This is a genomic window from Pseudomonas sp. FP818 (assembly GCF_030687335.1).
Taxonomy (GTDB): domain Bacteria; phylum Pseudomonadota; class Gammaproteobacteria; order Pseudomonadales; family Pseudomonadaceae; genus Aquipseudomonas; species Aquipseudomonas shahriarae.
Window position 1 is genome coordinate 2,187,148 of the sequence record NZ_CP117427.1, and the last position, 24,294, is coordinate 2,211,441.

Annotated in this window: 2 protein-coding genes; both read right to left on the reverse strand. The window is 59.4% G+C overall.

The features are described 5' to 3' along the window. Positions 1 to 40: 40 nt before the first annotated feature. Positions 41 to 11,848 carry a non-ribosomal peptide synthase/polyketide synthase gene (locus tag PSH80_RS09955; RefSeq protein ID WP_305420045.1) on the reverse strand — a complete coding sequence of 3,936 codons (11,808 nt, stop codon included), beginning with the start codon at positions 11,846 to 11,848 and terminating at the stop codon, positions 41 to 43. Further along, positions 11,848 to 24,165: a non-ribosomal peptide synthase/polyketide synthase gene (locus tag PSH80_RS09960; protein WP_305420047.1), complete on the reverse strand. Its 12,318-nt coding sequence runs from the start codon at positions 24,163 to 24,165 to the stop codon at positions 11,848 to 11,850. The genes PSH80_RS09955 and PSH80_RS09960 overlap by 1 nt, the downstream gene beginning before the upstream one ends. Between the last annotated feature and the right edge of the window lie 129 nt (positions 24,166 to 24,294).

Sequence of the window (24,294 nt, forward strand, 5' to 3'; positions counted from 1 at the left end):
TTCAATACAGTGCCGCCCCTGTGCAGGGGCGGCGTTGGGTTCAGTTGGTCACGGCTTCGTTTTGCGGCAGTTGCTGCAGCAGGTCATGGAGCCAGTCCGGGTTTTTCAGGATGTCGTAGTGACCAGCGGCAATCAGTTCGTCGCTCAGTGCACCAGGCATCGGGCTGATGAAGTCCGCTTGCGGCGTGCTGGCCCACCAACAATGGGGACGGCAGCTGGTATCTGGCAGGACCTGAAATTGTGCGGACAACGCCTTGAGTTTCATCGCCACGATAAACGTATGGGCCAATTCTTCGGTGCTGATGCTGCTGTATGCCGAGTCGCCAGCGACATTGCTTTGCACCGAGGCGATCAACTGTTCCAGGCGCGCAATGTCGCTGCCCGCCGGAATTTCAATCGCCGGTAAACGCTCGCCAGCCACATCGAAGATGACCGCGAGGAAACCGCGCAAGTCATCGCTCCAGTCGTCCTCAGGCTGCGTCTGTTCTGCAGTCGGGGTGAAGGCATCGACCAACCCCACGAACTCCACGACTTGGCCCTGGCTTTCCAGCTCCTGCGCCACCAGTAACGCCAATGGGCCACCGAGGGACCAGCCCAATAGGTGGTACGGACCATCGGCCTGTTTCTGCCGGATGTACTGGGCGTAGTCGATGGCCATGGCCTGCAAGGATTCATCCTCCCAATCGCGGTCCAGCAGCATTCGGCATTGCAGGCCATAGACACTGCGCTGGCCGTCCAGACGCCGCGCCAGGGGCTCGTAGTCGAATACCGTGCCGAAACCGGCGTGCAGGCAGAACAGCGGCGCAGCATTGGCCACACGATTGTTGAGCAGCAACAGCGGGTCTAGGTTCTGCTCGCTCGGGGTGTAGCCCGACAGTTCGGCAATGGTCGGTTTGCCCATCATGTCGCGCAGCTTCAGGCTCAGCCCCAGTTCCGGTTGACTACGCACTTTGGACAACACTTTAAGCACCCGTAGCGAGTCGCCGCCCAGCTCGAAGAAGTTGTCGGTGACCCCGACTTGCTCTACCTCCAACACCTCTTGCCAGATCGCTGCCAAGGCTTTTTCCAGCGCGTTGCGCGGGGCGATGAACTGGCGTCCCTTGAAGTCCGGGTCGGGCAGGACATGGCGATCTAGTTTGCCGTTGGGGTTGAGTGGGAAGCGCTCCAGTACGAGGATTTGCACAGGCACCATATAGTCCGGCAGATCCTGTTGCAGTTCGCCACGCAGGCGCTCACCGAGGCCGGCCACGTCGCTGGCGACCACATAGCCGATCAGTTGTTTGCCACCGGCAGTTTCCCGGGCAACCACTACAGCGTCCTGAACATCGGAAAGATCACGCAGACGCGCTTCGATCTCTCCCAGTTCGATGCGAAAACCACGGATTTTTACTTGATTGTCCAAGCGACCGAGGTAATCAATCACCCCGTCTGCACGCTGGCGCACCAGGTCGCCGGTGCGGTACAGGCGTGCGCCGGTGGTTGAGAATGGGTCGGCGACAAAACGCTCGGCGCTCAATCCGGGCCGTTGGTGATAACCGCGCGCTACGCCTTCGCCGCCGATATACAGCTCACCTGCTATGCCGTCCGGCACAGTATTGAGGGCATCGTCCAGCACATACAGGGTACGTTCGCCGACACGCTTGCCGATCGGCGCATAAACCGCGCCACACACGGCGTCTACCGGGACTTTCCACAGCAGTGGGGTCACCACGGTTTCAGTCGGCCCGTAACCGTTGGTTAAGTACTGCGGCTTGAGTGCGCGCTTGACCAGTTCGAAGTTGGCGTCGGCTACCGCATCACCGCCAAAGCAGTAGATGCGTACCGGTGGTGGGGCCTGTTCCTGAGTCTGGGCAAACTCAGCGAGTTGTTGCAGATAGGTCGGTGGGAAGCAGGCGATGCTGATGGCGTGCTGATGCAGGGCTTGCCAGGTTTCTTCAGGGGTCCACAGCCGATTGTCGCGCACTACCAAACGAGCGCCGCTGGCCAACGTCGAGAGCCAACGCTCCTGAGCACCGTCGAAGGCAAACGACATAAACAGCAATTCGCGGGTATTGGCATCCATGTCGTAGCGCCGGGCAATGGCTTGGCAATGCATGCGGATCTGCCCGTGGCTGACCGCCACACCTTTGGGCTTACCGGTGGAGCCGGAGGTGTAGATCAGGTAGGCAAGATTGTCATCCAGTACGGCGCTGGCAGGGCAGTGGTCGGGCTGACTGTCCAGGCTCAGGCCGTCGAGTGCTATCAGTGTCGGAGCCCACGGTTGATTGAAGCGCGAATGCAGGCTTTCGTGGGTGATCAACAAACTCATGGCGGAGTCTTCGACGATCCATTGCACGCGCTCCTGGGGATAGTCGATATCCAGTGGTACATAGGCACCACCGGTTTTCATGACCGCGTAGAACGCGACGATGACGTCCACCGAACGCTCCAGGGCAATCCCGACAAAACTCTCCGGGCCTATCCCTTGGGCGATCAGGTGATGGGCGAGTCGGTTCGCGCGGGACTCCAGTTGCCCATAGCTCAACTGGGTTTCGGCGCACACCACCGCGACGGCGCCTGGGGTGGCCACTGCGTGGTTTCGGATGACTTCGGCCAGCAGCGGCAGCGTCTCCTGCAAAGGCGCCAGGGTGTTACGTTGGCTGAGGCGTTGCTGCTCGTTGTTGCTGAGCATGTTCAGGCTGCCCAGCGTTGCATCCGGGTTGTCGAGCATCGCGCATAGCAGGGTTTCGAAGCTTGTGCGGATCTGTTCCGTAGCTTCTGGGGTGAAACGATTGCGCAGGTACAGGAACTCGATTGTGAGGGTGTTGCCCAGATTGATGGCCAAGTCCATTGCAAAGTTGGTGACGTCGCGGGTGCTGATTTTGCCGAAACGTAACTGGTTGTGCTCGGCCTCTTGCAAGCGCTCATCCACCGGGTAGTTCTCGAACACCACGATGCTGTCGAACAGCGGCGTTCCGCCCTGGCCCAACCAGCGCTGCGCGTCGGCGAGAGAAGCATGTTCGTGATCGCGTATCTCTAGATTGTAGTTTTGCAGCGCTTGTAGCCACTGCCAGACGGATGACGTTGGCTCTGGAGTCTGGATAATAGGAAGGGTATTGATGAACAACCCGAGCATTTCATCGGATCCGCGCAAACTCGCTGGTCTGCCAGCGACGGTGGCGCCGAAGCATACGGTGGCTTGTCCGGTGTAGCGCTGCAAGAGTAACAACCACGTGGCCTGGATTAGCGTGTTGGGCGTAACACGCAGGCGCTGCGCGTACTCCCGCAGGTGCTGGGTCCGCTCCGTGTCCCAAATCATATATAGCGCCGCATGACCTTCGAGGTCCGATTGTGCGCGCGGCGCGATGCTGTTGGTCAGGCTCGTCGGGCCGCTGAACCCTTGGAGCTTGCCTCTCCAGAAGGTTTCCAGGTTGGCCTGGGACTGAGTTCTCAACCACTGGATGTAATCCCGATAGCTTCCGCGCTTGGCGGCTGGAGTCTGGCCATTATAGATCTGGAACACTTCACCCAGCAGACGAGAACTGCTCCAGCCGTCCATCAATATGTGATGACTGGTCCAGATAAGATGCATCCGTTTTTCATCGAGCTTGATCAATGTCAGTCTGATCAGTGGTGCGTGTAATAAATCAAATCCTTTTTCTAGATCGGCCTTGGCTAATTGCTCAAGGTCTTGCGGCGAGACGGCTAGATTCTGCCAATCAATGATCTGAGCGGGCAAACTAGCCTGGCGGTAAATAATTTGCAGCGGTTCAGCCAAATCGCTGGAGGACCAGAAACCGGTTCGCAGGATTTCATGGTGCTGGATCACACTGTTCCAGGCATTGATGAAACGGCTACTGTCCAGACCTTCGACAGGGACCGACATTTGGTTGATGTAAAGTGCAGCTTCCGGCGACTCTTGTGTATGGAACAGTATCCCTTGCTGCATCGGGGAGAGGGGATAGATGTCCTCGACGTCTTGCGAGGGTACAGGTAATGCATTCAGTTGCTGCTGGCTGAGCTCTGCGAGTGGGAAATCAGATGGCGTGACGCCTGAATGGATACCATTGCAGCAATACTCAATGATGGCTTTCAGCTCGTCGGCGTAATCATCTGCCAAGTGCTTAATAGTGCTTTCATTGAACATCTTTACGCTGAAGCCCCAGTTAAGACTTAGTTCACCGCCATACACTTGGCCGTTGATGCTCAACCAGTTATCCAGTGGGGCCTTTGGACTGCGTTCTGCGCCAGCGCTGTCATTGCATGGTGCAAAAAGCGCACCTTCAGTGTTGTCAAAACTACTGTCGAACTGCCCCAGGTAGTTGAAGGTGAGTCGCGGAGTAGGCAGTGCGCTCAACGATAGACGTGTCCGCTCATCACCGAGATAACGTAGTGCGGAGTAGCCAGTACCCTTGTCGGGAATGCGGCGCAGTTGTTCTTTGACACCGATAATGGACTCACCCAAGTCGTCGGTCGTAGATAGTCTTACCGGGAAAACACTGGTGAACCAGCCGACAGTACGGGTCAGGTCGATGTCGTCAAACAAATCTTCACGACCATGGCCTTCAAGTTGGATCACGCAGTCGGGACGCGCGGTCCACCGTGCAATGACGCGGGCCAGTGCAGTAAGTAGTAGATCATTGATCTGGGTACGATACGCAGCCGGGGCATCTTGCAGTAATCGACGCGTGAGTTGAGCGTCCAATCGGGTCTGTACCCCCCGGCTATGAGTGCGCTCCAGGCTGCCAGTGTCGTCATGGCAAGGTAAGGCCACAGCGGCGTCGGAAAGTTGTTCTTGCCAGTAGGGCAGTTGTTGGCGCAAGGCATCGCTGTGGGCATGCTTGCGTAGTCGCTCGCCCCAGGATTGCACCGAACTGGTTTTGCTGGGTAATGTCAGCGGTTGTGCGTTTTGCAGTTGTTGGTAGGTGGATTGCAGATCCTCAAACAGGATGCGCCAGGAAACACCGTCAACCACCAGATGGTGAACTGCCAATAGCAAACGCTGACTGCCATCGTTCAGATCAATCAACAGCGCACGCAGCAGCGGGCCTTTGCTTAGGTCCAGGCTACGCTGCGCCTCAGTGCAGATCCGGTCAATCTCATCAGGATCCCGTGCAACTACCTGTCGAAGCACCGCCGGGACTTCGCCACTGTTCAGGAAGCTTGCTTGCCAACCCTGATTGTTTTCCAGGAAAACTAGGCGAAGCGCATCGTGATGCTCGATCAGCACTTGTAGGGCACTTTCCAGCAAACCAACCTGCAGTGAAGTGTTCGGTTTGAGCAATACCGACTGGTTCCAATGATGGCGTTCGGGTATTTCGGTCTCGAAGAACATTTGTTGAATCGGTAGCAGCAGTGCAGGTCCGCTGACGGCTCCTTGGTCGACCGATACAGCCTGGGTGCCAACCTTTGCTACCCGAGCCAAGCCCTCGATAGTCTGATGCTGGAACAGCTCTTTTGGAGTAAAGCCAATACCTGCCTGGCGGGCGCGACTGACGACCTGGATGGAGATGATCGAGTCACCGCCTAGCTCGAAGAAGTTGTCGCTCATGCCGATTCTTTCGAGCTTGAGGACATCCTGCCAAATCGCAGCAATACGTTGCTCCATCTCGCTTCGTGGCGCGATGTAGGTTTGTTGCAGCAGGCCGCTATCCGGCGAGGGCAGGGCCTTGCGGTCGAGTTTTCCGTTGGCCGTCAGCGGCAACTGCGGCAAGAACAGCAGGTGGCTTGGCACCATGTAATCAGGCAAGTTCTCTTTCAGGTGCACCTTTAAGGTTTCACGCATGATGTCCTGGGTTGTTGTGTGGCTTGGGACGATATAGGCAACGAGTTGCACCTGTCCGCTTTGACCCTTTTGCGCCAGAACGACAACTTGACGTACAGCCTCCAGGCTCGATAAGACGGCTTCGATTTCCCCAAGCTCAATACGGAAACCGCGAATTTTTACCTGGTGGTCAATACGCCCGATGTATTCGATCACCCCATCCGCCCGGTAGCGAGCCAAGTCTCCGGTGCGATAGAGGCGCGCGCCGTCGTGGGAAAACGGATCAGCGATAAAACGCGTTGCACTCAGGTCCGTACGGTTGAGATAGCCACGCGCCAGTCCTGCGCCGCCTACGTACAGCTCGCCGATGCAGCCTTTGGCTACAGGATTGAGGTCAGCATCCAGCAAATACCAAGACAGGTCACGCAGTGGCCGCCCAATTGGGCTGGTGGTGTCGTTCGACAGGTCGGCCAGGTTGATAGGTCGATAGGTCACGTGCACTGTGGTTTCGGTAATGCCGTACATGTTGATCAATTGCGGTGAGCGATCACCGAACTTCTCGAACCAAGGGCGCAGGCTCTGGATCTCGAGCGCCTCACCGCCAAATATGACGTAACGTAGTGCCAGTTTTTTGTCTGTGGCCTGTGTTTCACAGGCGCTTTGCATCAATTGCTTGAACGCCGAAGGTGTTTGGTTGAGTACGCTGACCTGCTGTTCGCACAACAGTGCATGGAAGTCCTCCGGTGAGCGGCTGACCTCATGGGGCACTATTACCAGTCGTCCTCCATACAGCAACGCGCCAAAAATCTCCCAAACCGAAAAATCGAAGGCGTAGGAATGGAACAGACACCAGACATCCTGGGCGCTGAAGGAAAATTCGCTCTCGCAGGCGCTGAAGAGTCGCAGCACATTGTGGTGGGCAAGTAGGGTGCCCTTAGGGTGACCGGTAGAGCCCGAGGTGTAGATGACGTAGGCGAGATTTTCTGCCTCTATCTTGATCCGTGGGTTTTCCACACTGTAGTGAATGAGCTTGTCGGACTCCAGCAGCAGGGTGCGGACATTGGACGGAACAGGGATCTGTTCACGCAGGACCGCCTGCATAAGTACCAATGTCAGGCCGCTATCCTGGATCATGTAGGCAAGCCGATCAGTTGGGTAAGCCGGGTCAAGAGGTACATAGGCACCGCCTGCCTTGAGAATTGCCAGCAAACCTACGACCATCTCAAGGCTGCGCTCGCTAGCAAGCCCTACCATGACATCGGGACCTACGCCCTGCTCGATCAGTTGATGGGCCAACTGATTCGCGCGGGTGTTGAGTTGTTCGTAGCTTAACTGGTGCGTGCCCAACGTCAGCGCTATGGCGTGCGGGGCATGCGCGGCATGAGCTTCGATGAGCTGATGCAGGCAGCCAGTCGCCGGATATTGCGTGACGCCAGGGTTCCATTCTTCAAGCGTCAGTTGCAGGTCGCTGGCAGTGTGTAGCATCAGCTCGCCGATACGCTTTTGGGGCGATTTGACAATAGCGTGTAACAATGTTTGCCAATGGTTGACCATACGCTCGATGGTTGCCGGCTCAAACAGGTCGGTGGCGTAAGTTAGTGCAGCGGAAAAGCCATCAACCGACTCGAAGGTATTGAGGGTCAGATCAAACTGCGCGGTCTGGGTCTCCCATGGGAGGCTTTCAACGGAGAGTTTCGTCAGGTGTTCCTTGGATAATTGTCCGCTGTTTTGATGATTGAATAGAACCTGGAACAACGGGCTGTGACTCAGGGCCCGTTCCGGGCGCAATGCCTCGACCAAGTGCTCGAAAGGCAGATCTTGATGTGCTTGTGCCTGCAACGCCGTGCGCTTGACCTGTTGCACGAACTCGCTAAACGGCAACTGGCCATCAATAATGGCTTTAAGTACCTGGGTATTAACGAAGAAGCCGATGAGTCCTTCTGTTTCCAGGCGATTGCGATTGGCGATAGGCACCCCAACGCAAATTTCGGATTGTCGACTATAGCGATGCAATAGCGTCTGGAACGACGCGAGCAATAGCATGAACGGCGTCACGTTCAGTTGTTTGGCGAGCTGTTTGAGTGACAAACTCAGGGTGTCGGATAAGGCAAACTCCACCTTCGCGCCACGAAAGCTCTGCTCCATCGGGCGAGGATGGTCTAGTGGTAGTTCCAGCAGTGTTTGTTCACCTCCCAGTTGCTGTGACCAATACGCGAGTTGACGTTCGCGCTCACCGGCGTTCATCCATTGGCGCTGCCAGATCGCGTAGTCGGCATACTGCACCGGCAATGCTGGCAGCGTTACATTCAGCCCCAGGCTCTGTCCGGCATACAGCTCAATCAACTCACGCACCATGACTTGCATCGACCAGGCGTCGGAGACGATATGATGCTGAACGATAATCAGCACATGGTCGTCCGTAGCCAATTGCAGCAGTTTCACCCGCAGTAGTGGTCCTGACTGCAGGTCGAAGAGTTCTTGAATCTGCGTTTCAACGTACTTCCTGATAGCTTGTTCTGGCTCGTTGATGGATACCAACGTATCCAGCTTGATGCTCAGTGGTGTGGCCTGGGCGATGACTTGGACGGCGTGTTCGCCCTCAAGTATAAATGTGGTGCGCAAGGACTCATGGCGCTCGATCAGCGAGCTGAAACTGCGTTCCAGAGCCGGGATGTCGAGCTCACCCTTCAGACGCAACGCTGCGGGAATATGATAGGCCGCACTGTCAGGGTCCAACTGCCAGAGGAACCATTGACGTTCTTGGGCGTATGACAATGGCAGAGAACTGCCGCGCTCTTGTGGTATCAGTTGGGAGTGATCAGAGGATGAAGCCTCAAGCGCTCTCACGAAGGCCTGTAGCTCACTGTGTTCGAACAGGCTTTTCAGGGATACATCGCACTTGAGCGCCCGACGGACACGGGAAACTACCCGGGTCGCTAATAATGAGTGGCCGCCCAGTTCGAAGAAGTCATCCGTCATACCGACTTGGTTGAGCTTCAACACTTCTGCCCAGATATTGGCCACCGTTCGTTCTACTTCGTTTTGCGGTGCTATATAGTTTTTTCGCAGTTGATCTGCGTCAGGGCTAGGCAGAGCCTTGCGATCAAGCTTGCCGTTGGGGGTGAGTGGCAGGGTTGGTAAAAATACCCAATGAGGCGGGACCATGTAATCCGCCAGGCCATGCTTGAGATGCAACTTGAGGGTTTGACGCAGCTCGCTTTCAACCGACAGCGAATTGGGGACGAGGTAAGCCACCAGTTGAGTCCCGCCCGGCCCCTCCTGTGCCAGAACAGCGGCTTCGCGAACGTCATGGTGCTCGAGTAATCTCGCTTCGATCTCGCCTAGTTCGATACGAAAGCCCCGGATTTTCACTTGGTGATCGAGGCGGCTTATGTATTCGATAATGCCGTCGTTACGGTAACGTGTCAGGTCTCCGGTGCGGTACAGGCGTTCTCCTGGAGCCCCGAATGGATTGGGCACGAAGCGCTCTGCGGTCAGTGCCGGCCGCTGGAAGTAACCGCGAGCCAAACCTTCACCACCGATCAACAGTTCGGCCCCTACGCCTATGGGCACTGTACCCAGATCATCGTCCAGCAGAAACAGTACGGTGTTGGCAATTGGACGGCCCAGGTAAGGCTGGGCATGCGCTTGATCGAGAGCGTGGAGGGCGGACCAGATGGTCGTTTCTGTGGGACCATAGAGATTCCACACCTTATCCGACAAGGCGAGCATGCGTTGCGCCAGCTCCTCAGGCAGCGCTTCGCCTCCGCAGAGCAGCTTGCACCCGCGCAGCGCCTGACTATCTGGGCTGTCAAGCAGCATTCGCCAGGTCGAAGGGGTGGCTTGCAGAACCGTTACCTCCTCGTTATGTACCAGTTTGAGTAGCGCGTCTGGGTCTTGATTGATCGCCTGGCCGGTCAACACCACACGGGCGCCAATGGAAAGCGGTACATAGATCTCCAGGCCGAAAATATCAAACGAGAAGGTTGTCAGTGAAAGAACTCGGTCTTGGCTGCTGACTCCGGGCGCTTGGGTCATGCTGGCGACAAAATTGCTCAAGGCACCGTGGGGCACCATCACGCCTTTTGGCTTGCCTGTTGAGCCGGAGGTGTAGATCGCATAAGCCAAATGCTCCGGAAAAAGCGGTTGTCGTGGGTTGACGTCGGCGTAATCTTCCAGCCAGTTTTTTGTTTGATCCAGAATCAAGGTCTGAACACCATGGGGAACCGGCATGCGGGGCAGGACGAAGCTCTGGGTCAGCAACAAGGCGACCCCACTGTCCTGCATCATGTACGCTAGGCGGTCTTCGGGATAGCTGGGATCAAGCGGCACATACGCACCGCCGGCCTTAAGCACAGCCAGCAACCCGACAATCATTTCTACGCTGCGCTCGACGGCGATGCCTACCAGTACGTCTGGGCCAATACCCAGCTCAATCAATTTGCCTGCGAGGCGGTTGGCATGGCTGTTGAGTTGCTGGTAGGTCAGTCGTTGCTCTGCAAACACTATTGCAATGGCGTTGGGTAAGCGTTCGGCTTGGTTCTCGATTAGCTGGTGAATCCGCAGCTCGCGGGGGTAGTCGACGGTACTGCAATTCCATTCTTCAAGTATTAACTGCTGTTGCGCAGCATCGAGCATCGGTAGCTGAGCGACGGATTGCAGCGGGTTGGCCACGACCGCTGTCAGAAGGCATTGCCAGTGGCGGCTCATGCGTTCGATAGTGGCGGGGTCGAATAAGTCGGTGGCGTAAGTGAAGGAGCCGCAGAACCCTTGTGGGTTTTCCACCGTAGTCAGGGTCAGGTCAAATTGTGCCGTCGGGTTTTCCCAGCTCAGTCCTTCCATCGTCAAGCCGGACAGTTGACGGCTGCGCTCATCGTGATCAGCGACGTTGGCGTTCTGGTGGTTGAACATTACTTGAAACAGCGGGCTATGACTCAGGCTACGCTCGGGGTGCAGCGCTTCGACGAGTTGTTCGAAGGGCAACTCCTGGTAGGTTTGGGCGTCAAGGGATGTTTGTTTGACCTGGGCCAGTAAATCGCTGAAGGGCGAAAGGGGCGAGATATCTGCCTTGAGCACCTGGGTATTGACGAAAAAGCCGATCAGCCCTTCGGTCTCCACTCGGTTTCGGTTGGCCGATGGTACGCCAACCCGGATGTCTGTTTGTCGGCTGTAACGGTGAAGCAAGGCTTGAAACGAGGCGAGTAAAATCATGAACGGTGTGACGTTGTACTGTTGAGCCAGCTTTTTAAGAGCCGCTCCCAGTGCAGCGCTCAACTCAAATGAGTATTTTGCCCCCCGAAAACTCTGCACCGCCGGCCGCGGATAGTCCGTTGGCAATTCCAGTACCGGCTGCTCCCCGCCCAATTGCTTGTTCCAGTACGCCAGTTGCCGCTCACGCTCGCCCGCTTCCATCCAGTGCCGTTGCCAGATGGCATAGTCGGCATACTGGATCTGCAGCGGTGCCAGGGTCGTGTCCTGGCCCTGGACGAAAGCGCCATAAACCTGCACCAGTTCGCTGACCATGATTTGTATGGAGGCGCCATCGGAGACGATGTGGTGTTGTGTCAGCACCAGTACGTGGTCGTCGTCGGCCAGGCGCAGCAGTTTGACCCGCAGCAGTGGGCCGTTGTGCAGGTCGAAGGGTTGCTGGGTTTCGTGTTCGACGAATTCTTTGATCTGCTGCTGTTGCTCGTTGTCGCTCAGGTGTGCGTCGAGGCTGAGCAGTTCCACCGCCAGGGTCAGGTGGGGGGCAATGACTTGCACCGCTCGTTCGTCGACCTGCTGGAAGGTGGTGCGCAGGCTTTCATGGCGCGCCACTAGGGCGTTGAACGCGTGCTCCAGCGCTGGCACGTCCAGGGCGCCGCGCAGGCGCAGGGCGGTGGGGATGTGGTAGGCGGCGCTGGTAGGGTCCAGTTGCCAGAGGAACCATTGGCGCTCCTGGGCAAACGACAGCGGGATGAGCTCGAACTCACTGCGTACTTCGGGGATCGGCAGGTTGGCGGGCGAGACGCCTTCGGCCAGCATCTTTTCCAGATACAGCGTGCGCTTGTCCAGCGGCAGGGTGATGAAACGCTTGGCGATTCGGGTGGCGACGCTCTTGTCCATTACAGTTGCTCCATATCGTCAAGCAGCGCTTCGAGCTTGCTCAGTTTTTCGGTATCGAATTGCCCACCGGTGCTTTGCAGTTCATTGACGAATGCGCCCAGTGTGGGAAATTGAAAGAGTTGTTGTGGGGTCAGTTGCATGCCCAGCTCCAGTTGCGCGCGTGAGACCACGCGCACCACCAGCAGGGAATGGCCGCCCAGTTCAAAAAAGTTGTCGTCCAGGCCGACGCGCTCAAGCTCCAGGACCTGTTGCCAGATGTCCGCCATCTGTTGTTGCAAAGGAGTCTGGGGGGCGACAAAGGCACGTTGCGACTGGGCGGCCTCAGGCGTTGGCAACGCTTTTCGATCCAGTTTGCCGTTGGGCGTCAGCGGTAGTTGATCGAGGAACAGCAGGTGCGCCGGAACCATGTAGGCCGGAAGGTTTTCCTGGAGTCGAGCCTTGATCGCCGTGCGCAGTTGATCCTGGAATGCTGCGTCTGGGAACGACTGCCGGGCGACGACATATGCCACCAGTTGTTGGCCGTCGAGGTGTTCCTGGGCCAGTACCACGGCTTCGCGTACCTCTGGGTGTTGCAGCAGGCGGCTTTCGATTTCGCCCAACTCGATACGAAAGCCACGGATTTTCACCTGGTGGTCGATGCGACCGATGTATTCAATTACGCCATCCTGGCGATAGCGGGTCAGGTCACTGGTGCGATAGAGCCGCTGGCCATTGCCTGAAAACGGGTTGGGCACAAATTTTTCCGCAGTCAGCGCCGCACGGCCCAGGTAACCCCGGGTGATGCCGGCACCAGCCAGATACAACTCGGCTGCTACGCCCAGGGGAGCAGGTTGCAGATCCTGGGTGAGCAGGTAGCTGGCGGTGTTGCCGACCGGGCGGCCGATGTTTGCCGAGCCTGCGACTTCGCGACGGGTCCAGGTGGAGTAGGTGGTGTCCTCCGACGGGCCGTACAGGTCGTAGATATGGTTGACGTTGGTGTGTTCATAGAGCGTGTCTACCAGTGTCTGCTTCAGTGGTTCACCGGCAAGGTTGATGATGCGCACGCTGTCTGGGATCTGCCCGGCGCGCTGCAACGCGTTGATCGCCGAAGGCACGGTATTGATCAGGCGCACCTGCTCGCGTGCCGACAGGGTTGGCAGTTCCAGAGCGTTACGCGCCAGGACGATATGACCACCGCAAGCCAGGGTCACAAACAGCTCCCACACTGACAGGTCGAAACAGATCGAGGTCGAGGCCAGTACCCCTTGCAGGTCATCGCTTGAATAGACCTGCGCAGACCAGCGGACTAAGGCCGAAACGTTACGGTGGGCGATGGCCACGCCCTTGGGCAAGCCGGTGGAGCCGGAGGTGTAGATAACGTAGGCCAGGTTGTCAGGGCTTACCGTGGTCATGGGCGGGTGATCGCTGTAACCGCCCAGCCAGGCATCCCCGGGTTCGATGGCCAGCACTTGGGTGGTTGCGCTGGCGCGCAATTCGTCCGGCAGGTGCTGGCCGACCAGCAGCAGGTGCGCGCGGCTGTCTTCGAGCATGTAGGCCACGCGGTCAGCTGGGTAGTCGGGGTCCAGCGGCACATAAGCGCCACCGGCCTTGAGTACCGCCAGCAACGCTACCAGCAGGTCGCTGTTGCGCGGCATCGCCACGCCAACCCGCACTTCCGGGCCAACCCCAAGTTCAATGAGTTTGTGGGCCAGGCGGTTGGCGCGCTGGTCCAGTTGCTGATAACTCAGGCGTTGTTCACCGTCGATCAGAGCCAATTGGCCAGGCGCTGCCTGGGTATGACGGACGATCAGGTGGTGAATACACTGTTCATCGGCAACCGACAGAGGAGCGCTGTTCCACTTATTGAGGATCAGCGTTTTTTCGGCCTTGCCCAGCAGATGCAGCGAGCCCAGTGCGCGGTCGGCATTGTCGATCAAACCGTTCAACAGTTGATCCAGGTGCGCAGCAATTTGCTCGATCAGCGCATCGCTGAAATTTGCCCGCACATAACTGTATTGCAGGGTCAGGCTGCTACCCAGGCCAACACTCAGGGTCAATGGGTAGTTGGTTTGCTCCTGGCTGTGCACCGGGCCAAAACCCAGACCCTGTGGTGCGCCCTTTTCCAGGGCCTCGGAGATCGGGTAGTTCTCGAACACCAGGATATTGTCGAACAGACTTTCGCCGCCCACACCTGCCTGACGTTGTGTTTCGAACAGCGGCGTGTGTTCATGCTCACGCAATGACAGGTTTTGTGCCTGGACTTGCTGCAACCATTGCGCAACGCTTTGCTCGGGGCGGGGGCTGGCCGCGACAGGCAGCGTGTTGATGAACAGGCCGATCTGTTGTTCTACGCCGTTGAGCTGTGCCGGGCGCCCGGCTACGGTGGCGCCAAAGCACACCGTGGTTTGGCCGGTGTAACGCTGCAACAGGAGTAGCCACGCCGCTTGCACCAGGGTGTTAGCGGTGACTTTCTGCTGACGGGCAAAGGCGTTCAGGCGTGCGGTGGTGGCGGTGTCGATTACCTTGCGGTATTCACCATGGCCTTCTCCAGGTACGTGCACCACGCTTTGGCCCAGCAGGGTTGGCGACTCCAGGTCACGCAGCTGTTCTTGCCAGAAACGCTGGCTGGTGGTGCTGTCCTGCTGTTGCAGCCAGGCGATGTAGTCACGGTAGCGTCCGGGGTTGGCGGCCACGGTTTGCCCACTGTAGTGCTGCAACACCTGGCCCATGAGCTGGGAGTTGCTCCAGCCGTCCATGAGGATGTGATGGGCGGTGTAGATCAGGTGGTGACGTTCGGCAGCGGTTTGTACCAGGGTCAGGCGCAGCAACGGTACTTGATCCAGTGTGAATGGCTGCTGCAATTGGGCCAGGGCTAGTGAGTCCAGTTGCTGTGCATCGTGGCTGCCCAACGGGTGTACGGTGAACGGAATCTGCGCCTGTTTTAGTACCAGTTGCAGAGGTTGCTCCAGCCCTTGCCAGACAAACCCGGTGCGCAGGATGTCATGACTGTCCATAGCCGCCTGCCAGGCTTGCTGGAAGCGTTGCGGGTCGAGCCCGTCGATATCCACGCGCAGTTGGTTAATGTAGTTGCCAGCACTTTGTTCGTACAGAGTGTGGAACAACATGCCCTGTTGCATCGGCGACAGCGGATAGAGGTCGGCGATCTGCGCGGCGGGCACTGTTAGGCGATCGAGCTGTGCTTGGCTGATCTTGGCCAGCGGCACATCGGTAGGGGTCAGGCCGCAGTGGGCCGGATCAATGCAATGGGCGACCAGGGCCTTGAGCTCACTGGCGTACTCATCGGCGAGGTGCTGGATAGTGGCATCGTCGAACATCTCGCGGCTGAACAACCAGTTCAGGCTCAGCTCACCGGCGTAGATCTGACCGTTGAGCGTCAACCAGTTACCCAGCGGCGCCTCAGGGTTTTGCTCTGCGCCGGTGCCCTCGTTGGCCGGGCGGAACAGGGCCTGTTCCTCGGCGTTGAAGCTGCCATCGAACTGGCCCAGATAGTTGAAGGTAATGCGCGGTTCAGGCAGGCCCGCCAGGGTCGCCCGGGCCTGAGCATCGCCCAGGTAGCGCAAGGCGCCATAACCGATCCCTTTGTTGGGTACGGCCCGCAATTGTTCCTTGATTTGCTTGATCGACGCACCCAGGTTATCGGCAACCGGCGTCAAGGCCACCGGGAACAGGCTGGTGAACCAGCCCACGGTGCGGGTCAGGTCCAATGGTTCGAACAACTCTTCGCGACCATGTCCTTCGAGCTGGATCAGACAGTGTTGGCCCTGGGTCCAGCGGCCGATCACCCGTGCCAGCGCAGTCAGCAGCAGATCATTGATCTGTGTGCGGTAAGCGGCGGGGGCCTCTTGCAGTAATTGCCGGGTGAGGGTTTTGTCCAGTCGCGTATTGACGCTATGGCCGTGGCGGTTTTCCAGGCTGGCGCCTGAGCGTGCGCCGGGCAGGTCGCACTTGGTCTCTTGCAACTGGGCTTGCCAGTAGGTGAGTTCCTCTGCCAGGGCCCCCTGGGTGGCGTGGCGTTGCAGGTGCTCGGCCCAGGATTTGCCAGAGTAGGTTTTCGCCGGGAGGCTGATGGTCTGCCTGGCTGATGCTTGTTGGTAGGCGTTCTGCAGGTCTTCAAACAGGATGCGCCACGACACACCATCGATCACAAGGTGATGGGCTGCCAACAGCAGGCGCTGGCTGTTATCGGCCAGTGTCACCAGGACTGCACGCAGCAGAGGGCCTTGGCTCAGGTCGAGACTGGCCTGGGCCTGATTGCACAGATCTTCCAGTTCTGTGGTAGATAAGGCGCTGGCTTGTTGCAAGGCAGGAGCCTGTTGCCAGTCCTGCTGCTGTTGCGCCACCGAACGATAGTGGGCCTGCCAGCCGGCGGTGTTTTCGCTGAAGCTCAGGCGCAAACCGTCGTGATGGATGATCAGGGCCCTTAGCGCCTGCTCAAGCGCATCGGCCTGCAAAGGTGCCTGGGCCGATAGCAGTACCGCCTGGTTCCAATGGTGACGCTCGGGGATCGCCCGCTGGAAAAACGCCTGGTGCACCGGTAGCAGCGGGGTCGGTCCCGTGAGCGGTTGTTGATCGATTTCCTGCGCCGGCGTGCCGGTGCGAGCCAGTAGCGCCAGTTGTTGCACGGTCTGGGCTTCGAACAGCTCCTTGGGGCTGAATTGAATCCCGGCCTGACGCGCGCGACTGACCACCAGGATGGAGATGATCGAGTCTCCGCCCAGTTCGAAGAAGTTATCGGTCAGGCCGACATTCTGCACCTTCAGTACGTCTTGCCAGATGCTGGCGATTTGCTGTTCCAGTGCGCTCTGTGGTGCGATGTACTGGATCTGCATCTGGCTGGTGTTTGGCGCTGGCAGGGCCTTGCGGTCAAGTTTGCCATTGGGGCTCAGGGGCAGGGCGTCGAGGAACACCCAGTGGACCGGGACCATATAATCCGGCAAGTGTGTCTTGAGGCCGGTCTTGAGGGTTTCGCGTAGGTCCCCGCCGGCATTGGCGCTTGGCACCACGTAACCGACCAGTTGCAAGCCGCGACCGCTGTCTACGGCCAGGACGGCAGCTTCGCGAACTTCATCCTGTTCCAGCAGGCGTGCTTCGATCTCTCCCAGTTCAATGCGCAGGCCACGAATCTTGACCTGATGGTCGACACGGCCAATGTACTCGATTACGCCGTCGGCCCGTTGCCGTGCCAGGTCGCCGGTACGGTACAGGCGCTGGCCGTTGGCAAAGGGGCTGGCGACAAAGCGCTCGGCGGTCATGCCTGAGCGGCGGTGGTAACCACGGGCCAGGCCTTCGCCGCCCAGGTACAACTCGCCCACCACACCGACCGGTAATGGCGCGAGATCGCTATTGAGGATGAAGGTGCTGAGGTTGGCGATAGGCTGGCCAATCGGTACGGTATGGGCCGGTTCTTCGCGGCAGGTCCAGTGGGTAACGTCAATGGCCGCTTCGGTTGGGCCATATAGGTTGTACAGGCCAGCACCAGGCAGGCGGGCGAACACCTGCTGTTGCGTATCGACCTGCAAGGCTTCACCGCTGCAGATGATCCGGGTCAGGCCGGTGCAACGCTCGCTGCTGTCGTCCAGCAGGAAGGCTTGCAGCATCGAGGGTACAAAATGCAGGGTGGTGACCCGGTGCTCGGTGATCAACTGCACCAACCTGGCCGGGTCGCGATGATCCCCAGGACCTGCCACGGCCAGGCGGGCACCCGTCATCAGCGGCCAGAAAAACTCCCACACCGACACATCAAAGCTGAACGGGGTTTTTTGCAGCACGGTGTCGTCGTTGTTCAGCCCGTAGGCTTGCTGCATCCAGCACAGGCGGTTGGTCAGGGCACTGTGGCGGTTGCCCGCGCCCTTGGGTTTGCCGGTAGAGCCCGAGGTGTAGATCACGTAGGCGAGGTTTTGCGCATCCACGCTGACGCCAGGGTTGGTGTCCGGCAAGGTATCCAATGCCAGAGTGTCCAGGCTCAAGGTGTTGAGCGTTGCTGGCAATGGCAGGGTGCTGATCAGCGATTGCTGGGTCAGTAGCAGGTCGATACCACTGTCGTCGATCATGTAGGCCAGGCGATCAGCCGGATATTCAGGGTCCAGCGGCACGTAGGCACCGCCGGCCTTGAGGATAGCGAGCAAGCCGACCACCATTTCCACGCTGCGTTCGACCGCAATTCCCACCAGCCGGTCCGGGCCTACACCCAGGGCGATCAGGTGATGGGCCAGTTGGTTGGCCCGGGCATTGAGTTGGGCGTAGCTCAGCCGAACATTGGCAAAGATCAGTGCCGGAGCATCAGGCGTCTGCTTGACCTGATGTTCAATCAGGGTCTGCACTGGGTAACCCAGCGGATAGTGCCTGGCGGTGTCATTCCAGCGGTGGATGACCTGTGTACGTTCACTGTCGCCGAGCAGGTTCAGTTCGCCAATGGCCCGGTCGGGCCGTTCGGTGAGGCGCAACAGCAGGTTATGCAGGTGCTGCGCCATGCGTTCGATCACGGTTTCGCTGAAGGCGTCGTGGGCAAAGCTGTAGTGCAGCGACAGGGTTTCTCCGGCATTCAGGGCCAGGGTCAGCGGGTAGTTGGTTTGTTCGAAGGTATCGACGCTGCCAAACTCCAGGCCTTTGGGGGCTTGTTGCTCTAAGGCATCGGCAATCGGGTAGTTTTCGAACACCAGCAGAGTGTCGAACAGCGCTTCACCGTTGTGCCCGGCCCAGCGTTGAATATCGGCCAGCGAGGTGTGCTCGTGTTCGCGTAACGACAGGTTTTGCGCTTGCACGCTCTGCAGCCATTGGTCGACCCGGGTCTGCGGATTCACCGTGGCAATCACGGGCAGGGTATTGATGAACAACCCGACCTGCTGCTCGATACCGGCGATTTCGGCCGGACGTCCGGCGACGGTGGCGCCGAAACACAGGCTGTCCTGGCCGGTATAGTGATGCAACAGCAACAGCCAGGCGCCTTGCAGTAAAGTGTTGAGGGTGACTTTCTGGTGGCGCGCGAACTCGTTGAAGTAGCGGGTCTCGACGATGCCAAAATGCTGATAGTGGTCGCCGTGGCCGCTGGCCGTGGTGGATACACTTGGCAGGCTACTGGCAAGCCGGGTCGGCTCTTGCAGTGTCGCCAATTGGTCTGCCCACCAGGTTTGGCTGGCGCTGTTGTCCTGGCGTTGCAGCCAGGCAATGTAGTCGCGGTAACGCCCCATTTTGGCCGGTAGGGCCTGGCCGGCGTAGCGCTGGAGAATCTCACCCATGAGCTGGGAGTTACTCCAGCCATCCATCAGGATGTGGTGCACGGTGTAGATCAGGTGATGTTGAGCATCGCCGGTCTTGATCACCTGCACGTCCAGCAAGGGTGCGTGGGCCAGATCGAAGCGTTGTTGCAAACGCTCCAGGGCCAATTGGTCCAGGGCCGGCTGCAGGTCTGGGTACTGCTGCCAGTCGTGCAGGGTCATGGGCAGGGTCAACTGCTTGTGCACCACTTGTACCGGTTGTTGCAGATCACCTTGCCAGACGAACGAGGTGCGCAGGATATCGTGAGCGTCCATCGCCTGTTGCCACGCATCTCGCAAACCGTGTGGGTCGAGGCCGGTCACGTCCAGGCGCATCTGGTTGACATAGGCGCCGACGTTTTGCTCGTAAAGCGAGTGGAACAGCATGCCCTGTTGCATAGGCGCCAACGGATAGATGTCGTCGATCTGTGCGACGTCTACCGGCAATGCATCCAGTTGCCACTGGTCGAGGTGTGCGAGGGGGAAGTCCGATGGTGTCACGCCACGGTTGCGCGGGTCGCAGCAGTGCTCGATCAACTGCGCCAGTTCCTGGGCGTAATCATCGGCCAAGGCTTGCATGCGCGCCGGCTCGAACATTTGCGCACTAAAGGTCCAACCCAGGCTCAGTTCACCGTCGTACACCTGGCCATTGAGGGTCAGCCAGTTACTCAGCGGGGCCTCTGGGCTGTGTTCGGCACCGCTGCTTTCCGGGGCGAGGGCAAAGAGTGCGTTGTCGTTGGCGTTGAAGTCGGTGTCGAACTGGCCCAGATAGTTGAAGGTGATGCGTGGTACCGGCAATGCCTGCAACGCTTGCCGCGTCTGGGCATTGCCCAGGTAGCGCAGGACACCAAAGTCCAGGCCTTTGTTCGGTACGCTGCGCAATTGTTCCTTGATCTGTTTGACGTTGGCGTCGAGCTCGGCCTGCGGTGTGAGGCGCACCGGGTATACCGTGGTAAACCAACCCACGGTACGGGTCAGGTCGATTTCGTCGGACAACGCTTCTCGACCATGGCCCTCCAGTTGGATCAGTACCTGAGGCTGGGCGGTCCAGCGGCTGATGACCCGTGCCAGTGCGGCGAGCAGCAAATCGTTGATCTGTGTGCGGTAGGCGCTCGGGGCATCTTGCAGCAGGCGCCGGGTCAGGTCCTGGTTGAGATGAGTATGGACGGTCAGGCTGTCGGTTTTCTTCAGGCTGGCGCCCGCGTGCAACACCGGCAGGTCGGCGTAGTCGTCGGCCAGTTGCTGCCAGTAGGCGGTTTGCCCTTGCCGTCCGGCACTTTGACCGTATTCCTGCAAACGCTGGCCCCAGGCTTTATACGCACTGGTCTTCTCCGGCAATTCAATCGCCTGGCCCGTCTGCACTTGCCGGTACACGGTTTGCAAATCATCAAACAAAATCCGCCACGACACGCCATCCACCACCAAGTGATGAATCGCCAGCAGCAAGCGCTGGCTACCGTCACCCAGGCTGACCAGCACCGCGCGCAGCAGCGGCCCGTCTTGCAGGTTGAGGCTGCGTTGGGCTTCGTCGCCCAAAGATTGCAGTTGCGTTGCGTCGTCAATCCGGGTCTGCCACAACACCGACGCCGTGGCCGGGCGGTATTCGGCGTTCCAGCCAGAATCAGCCTGAGTGAAGCTCAGGCGCAGGGCGTCGTGGTGTTGGATGAGGGCGTTGAGGGCCTGTTCCAGCAGGTGCGGGTCCAGGGCCGTGGCGGGCTTGAGCAGTACCGACTGATTCCAGTGGTGGCGCTCGGGGATCTCGGTATCGAAGAACAGGTGTTGGATCGGCAGCAGTGGTGCGCTGCCGGTGACCGGACCTTGATCGATCGCGAGGCCCTGGCCGTGGGTTTTCGCCACGCTGGCCAGGCCCTGGATGGTCTGGTGCTGGAACAGGTCCTTGGGGGTGAAGTGGATGCCGGCCTGGCGGGCGCGGCTGACCACCTGAATGGAGATGATCGAGTCGCCGCCCAGTTCGAAGAAGTTGTCGTTCAGGCCGATTTTTGCAAGTTTGAGCACGTCTTGCCAGATGGCTGCGATGCGTTGTTGCAGATCGTTTTGCGGGGCCACGTAGGCGTGCAGGGCCTGGCTCGCGTCGGGGGCGGGCAGGGCCTTGCGGTCGAGTTTGCCGTTGGGGGTCAGGGGCAGTTGCGCCAGGATCAGCAAATGACTTGGGACCATATAGTCCGGCAGCTGTTCGCCGAGCCAGGCTTTTAAGACCTCGCGCAAGGCGTCCTGGCGGGTAATGTCCGTTGCCGGTTCCGTCGGCACCACATAACCCACTAACTGCGGGCCGCCCGGGGTTGGGTGGGCGATGACCACGGCTTCGCGCACCGCCTTGTGTTGCAGCAGTTGCGCTTCAATCTCTCGCAGTTCGATACGCAGGCCGCGGATTTTTACCTGATGGTCGATGCGCCCGATGTAGTCGATGACCCCATCGGCACGGTAGCGCGTCAGGTCGCCGCTGCGATACAGGCGTGCGCCGTTGCCTGCAAACGGATCGGGAATAAAGCGTTCGGCGGTCAGCCCCGGGCGCTGGTGGTAGCCCTGTGCCAGGGAGTCGCCGCCGATCAGCAGTTCGGCGCTGGTGCCCACCGGGCACAGCTGCAGGTCGTGGTCGAGCAGGTAGGTACGCACGTTGGCGAGGGGGCGGCCGATAGGGGCGATGGCGCCTTCGGGCAGGCTGGCGACATCAAAGAAGGTGGTGTCGATAGTGGCTTCGGTTGGGCCATAAAGGTTGCACAGGCGGCCGTTCCAGCGTTCGCGCAATTGTGCGACCAGCGGAGTACCCAAGGCTTCGCCGCCCAGCAGCAGCAAGCGCAGGGATTGCATCTGCGCGCCCTGTTCGTCGACGAGCAAGGCTTGCAGCAGGGAAGGGGCCATTTGCAGCACGCTGATGCGCTGGGCGGCTACTTCCGACCACAGCACTGACAAATCGTCGGACAACTCGCGGGAGGCGAGGACCAACTGCGCACCGTGGAGCAAGGGCAACCAGAACTCCCACACCGAGGCGTCGAAGCTGAAGGCGGTTTTTTGCAAGACCCGGTCCGCAGCGTTCAGGCCCAATTCGCCCTGCATCCACAGCATATGATTGGTCAGAGCGCCGTGGCGCACCTGCACGCCCTTGGGCTGCCCGGTGGAACCGGAGGTGTAGATCATGTAGGCCAGGTTATCGGCGCTGACTGTTAGCTGCGGGTTGGCGCTGTCATAGCCTTCCAGCCAGTCGCTGTCCTGGTCCAGGCACAGGGACGGCAGGCTGTCCGGGGCGGGCAATGCCAGGCTGCTTTGGGTCAGCAGCAGGCCGATGCCGCTGTCGTTGATCATGTAGGCCAGGCGGTCAGCGGGGTAGGCCGGGTCCAGCGGTACATAGGCACCGCCTGCCTTGAGCACGGCCAGCAGGGCGATGACCATTTCCAGGCTGCGCTCAAGGCCCAGGCCCACGCAGACGTTGGGGCCAACGCCCAGCTCCAGCAGCTTGTGAGCCAGTTGGTTGGCGCGACGGTTGAGCTGATCCAGGGTCAACTGCTGCTCGCCGAGCACCACAGCGACGGCATGTGGCAGGCGTTCGGCTTGCTCCGCGACCAACACATGCACAGGGGCTGCGTTCGGGTAGTGGACGGCCGTGGTATTCCACTGCCCCAACTGCCGCTCACGCTCCTCATCACTGAGCATCGCAAGCTCGCCGATCAGTGCCTGCGGTTGCTCAACCATGGCTTGCAACAGGTTCTGCCAGTGCCCGGCCAGAGTGGCGATGGTCGCCGGGGTGAAGCACCCGGCGTCATAGTCGAAATGCGCGGTGATCTGCTGCTGGCTGTACTCCACGTCCAGCGACAGGTCGAACTTGGCCTGCAACGGGTGGCTGTCCATAAACGTCAGTTGCAACGGGCCCAGGTGCAGGGGCGCGTCCTGCGCGGCGCCGGCGCGCCAGTTGAACAGGGTCTGGAACAGCGGGTTGGCCTGGGGGCTGCGTTGCAGGTGGAGGTCTTCGAGGATCAGCTCGATGGGGTAGTCGGCATGTTCCAGGGCGGCCAGGGATTGCTGGCGCAGGGCCTGGAGGAACGCGCTGCACGATTGCTCGGGTGCCAGTCGCGCGCGATACACCTGGCTGCTGACGAAAAAACCCACCAGGTCCTGGATCTGTGCCTGGTTGCGTGTGGCGTTGGGCACGCCGACGGTGAAGTCGGTCTGGCCGCTGTAGCGTCCCAGCAGCAATTGCCAGGTGCCGAGCAGCACTACGAACGGGGTCAGGCCTTGTTGCTGGCAAAAGCTCTGGAGCTGCTCGTTCAAGTGTGCAGGCAGGGTGTGGGCATGATGGCCGGCACCTGCGTGGTTTTCCAGGCGCTCGCGAGGCAATGTCAGGGCCGGGATATCCTTGCCAAGGATGGCCTTCCAATACTGGGCGGCTGCGGCGTGTTGCGGCGTCAGCGGGTAGTCTTGGCGTTGCCACTGGGCGTAGTCGGCGTACTGGATGGACGGGCGCGGCAGGGCCCGGCCTGGCTGGCCAAGGGCGCTTGCCAGGTCGTGCATCAGGATCGGATTGGACCAGGCGTCCGAGACGATGTGATGCATATTGAGCAGCAGCACATAATCCTGCGTGGCGCGCTTGAGCAGGGTGCTACGAATCAGCGGCGCCTGGCTCAGGTCGAAGGGCTGGGTGGCGTGCTGGCGGATGCGATCTTGCACTTGCTGTTCGCGCTGGACGCTGTCCAGCGCGCTCAGGTCCTCTTCGAGCAGGTTCAGCTGTGCGCCCTGGTCGATGACTTGTAGGGGCGTGCCGTCGGTGTTGCGAAAGGCGGTACGCAGGATATCGTGGCGATTGATCACCTGGTTAAGGGCCGCTTCCAGGGCGCACGCGTCCACCGGTCCCTTGATGGCAATCGCCCGTGGCAGGTTATAGGCATGGCTTTGCGGATCGAACTGTTGCAGGAACCACAGACGCTGCTGGGCGAACGACAGCGGCACCGGATCACGCCCGGCGAGGCTCTGGATGGACTGCCCGGCGCCGGCTTCATCGGCCAGCAACAAGGCCAGCAGGTCGTCATCGGGAAGTTGGTTCAATTGGTTCATGATCGATCTCGTCGCCGTCGGCAGAGGAAATAAGCTGTGTCAGGAAGACGAAGTTCGATCAATGAGATTTAGGTGCAATAGCAGGCGGGGAGCGTTGTAGTAGCCGGCAAGCCGGCTGCTACAGGGGAG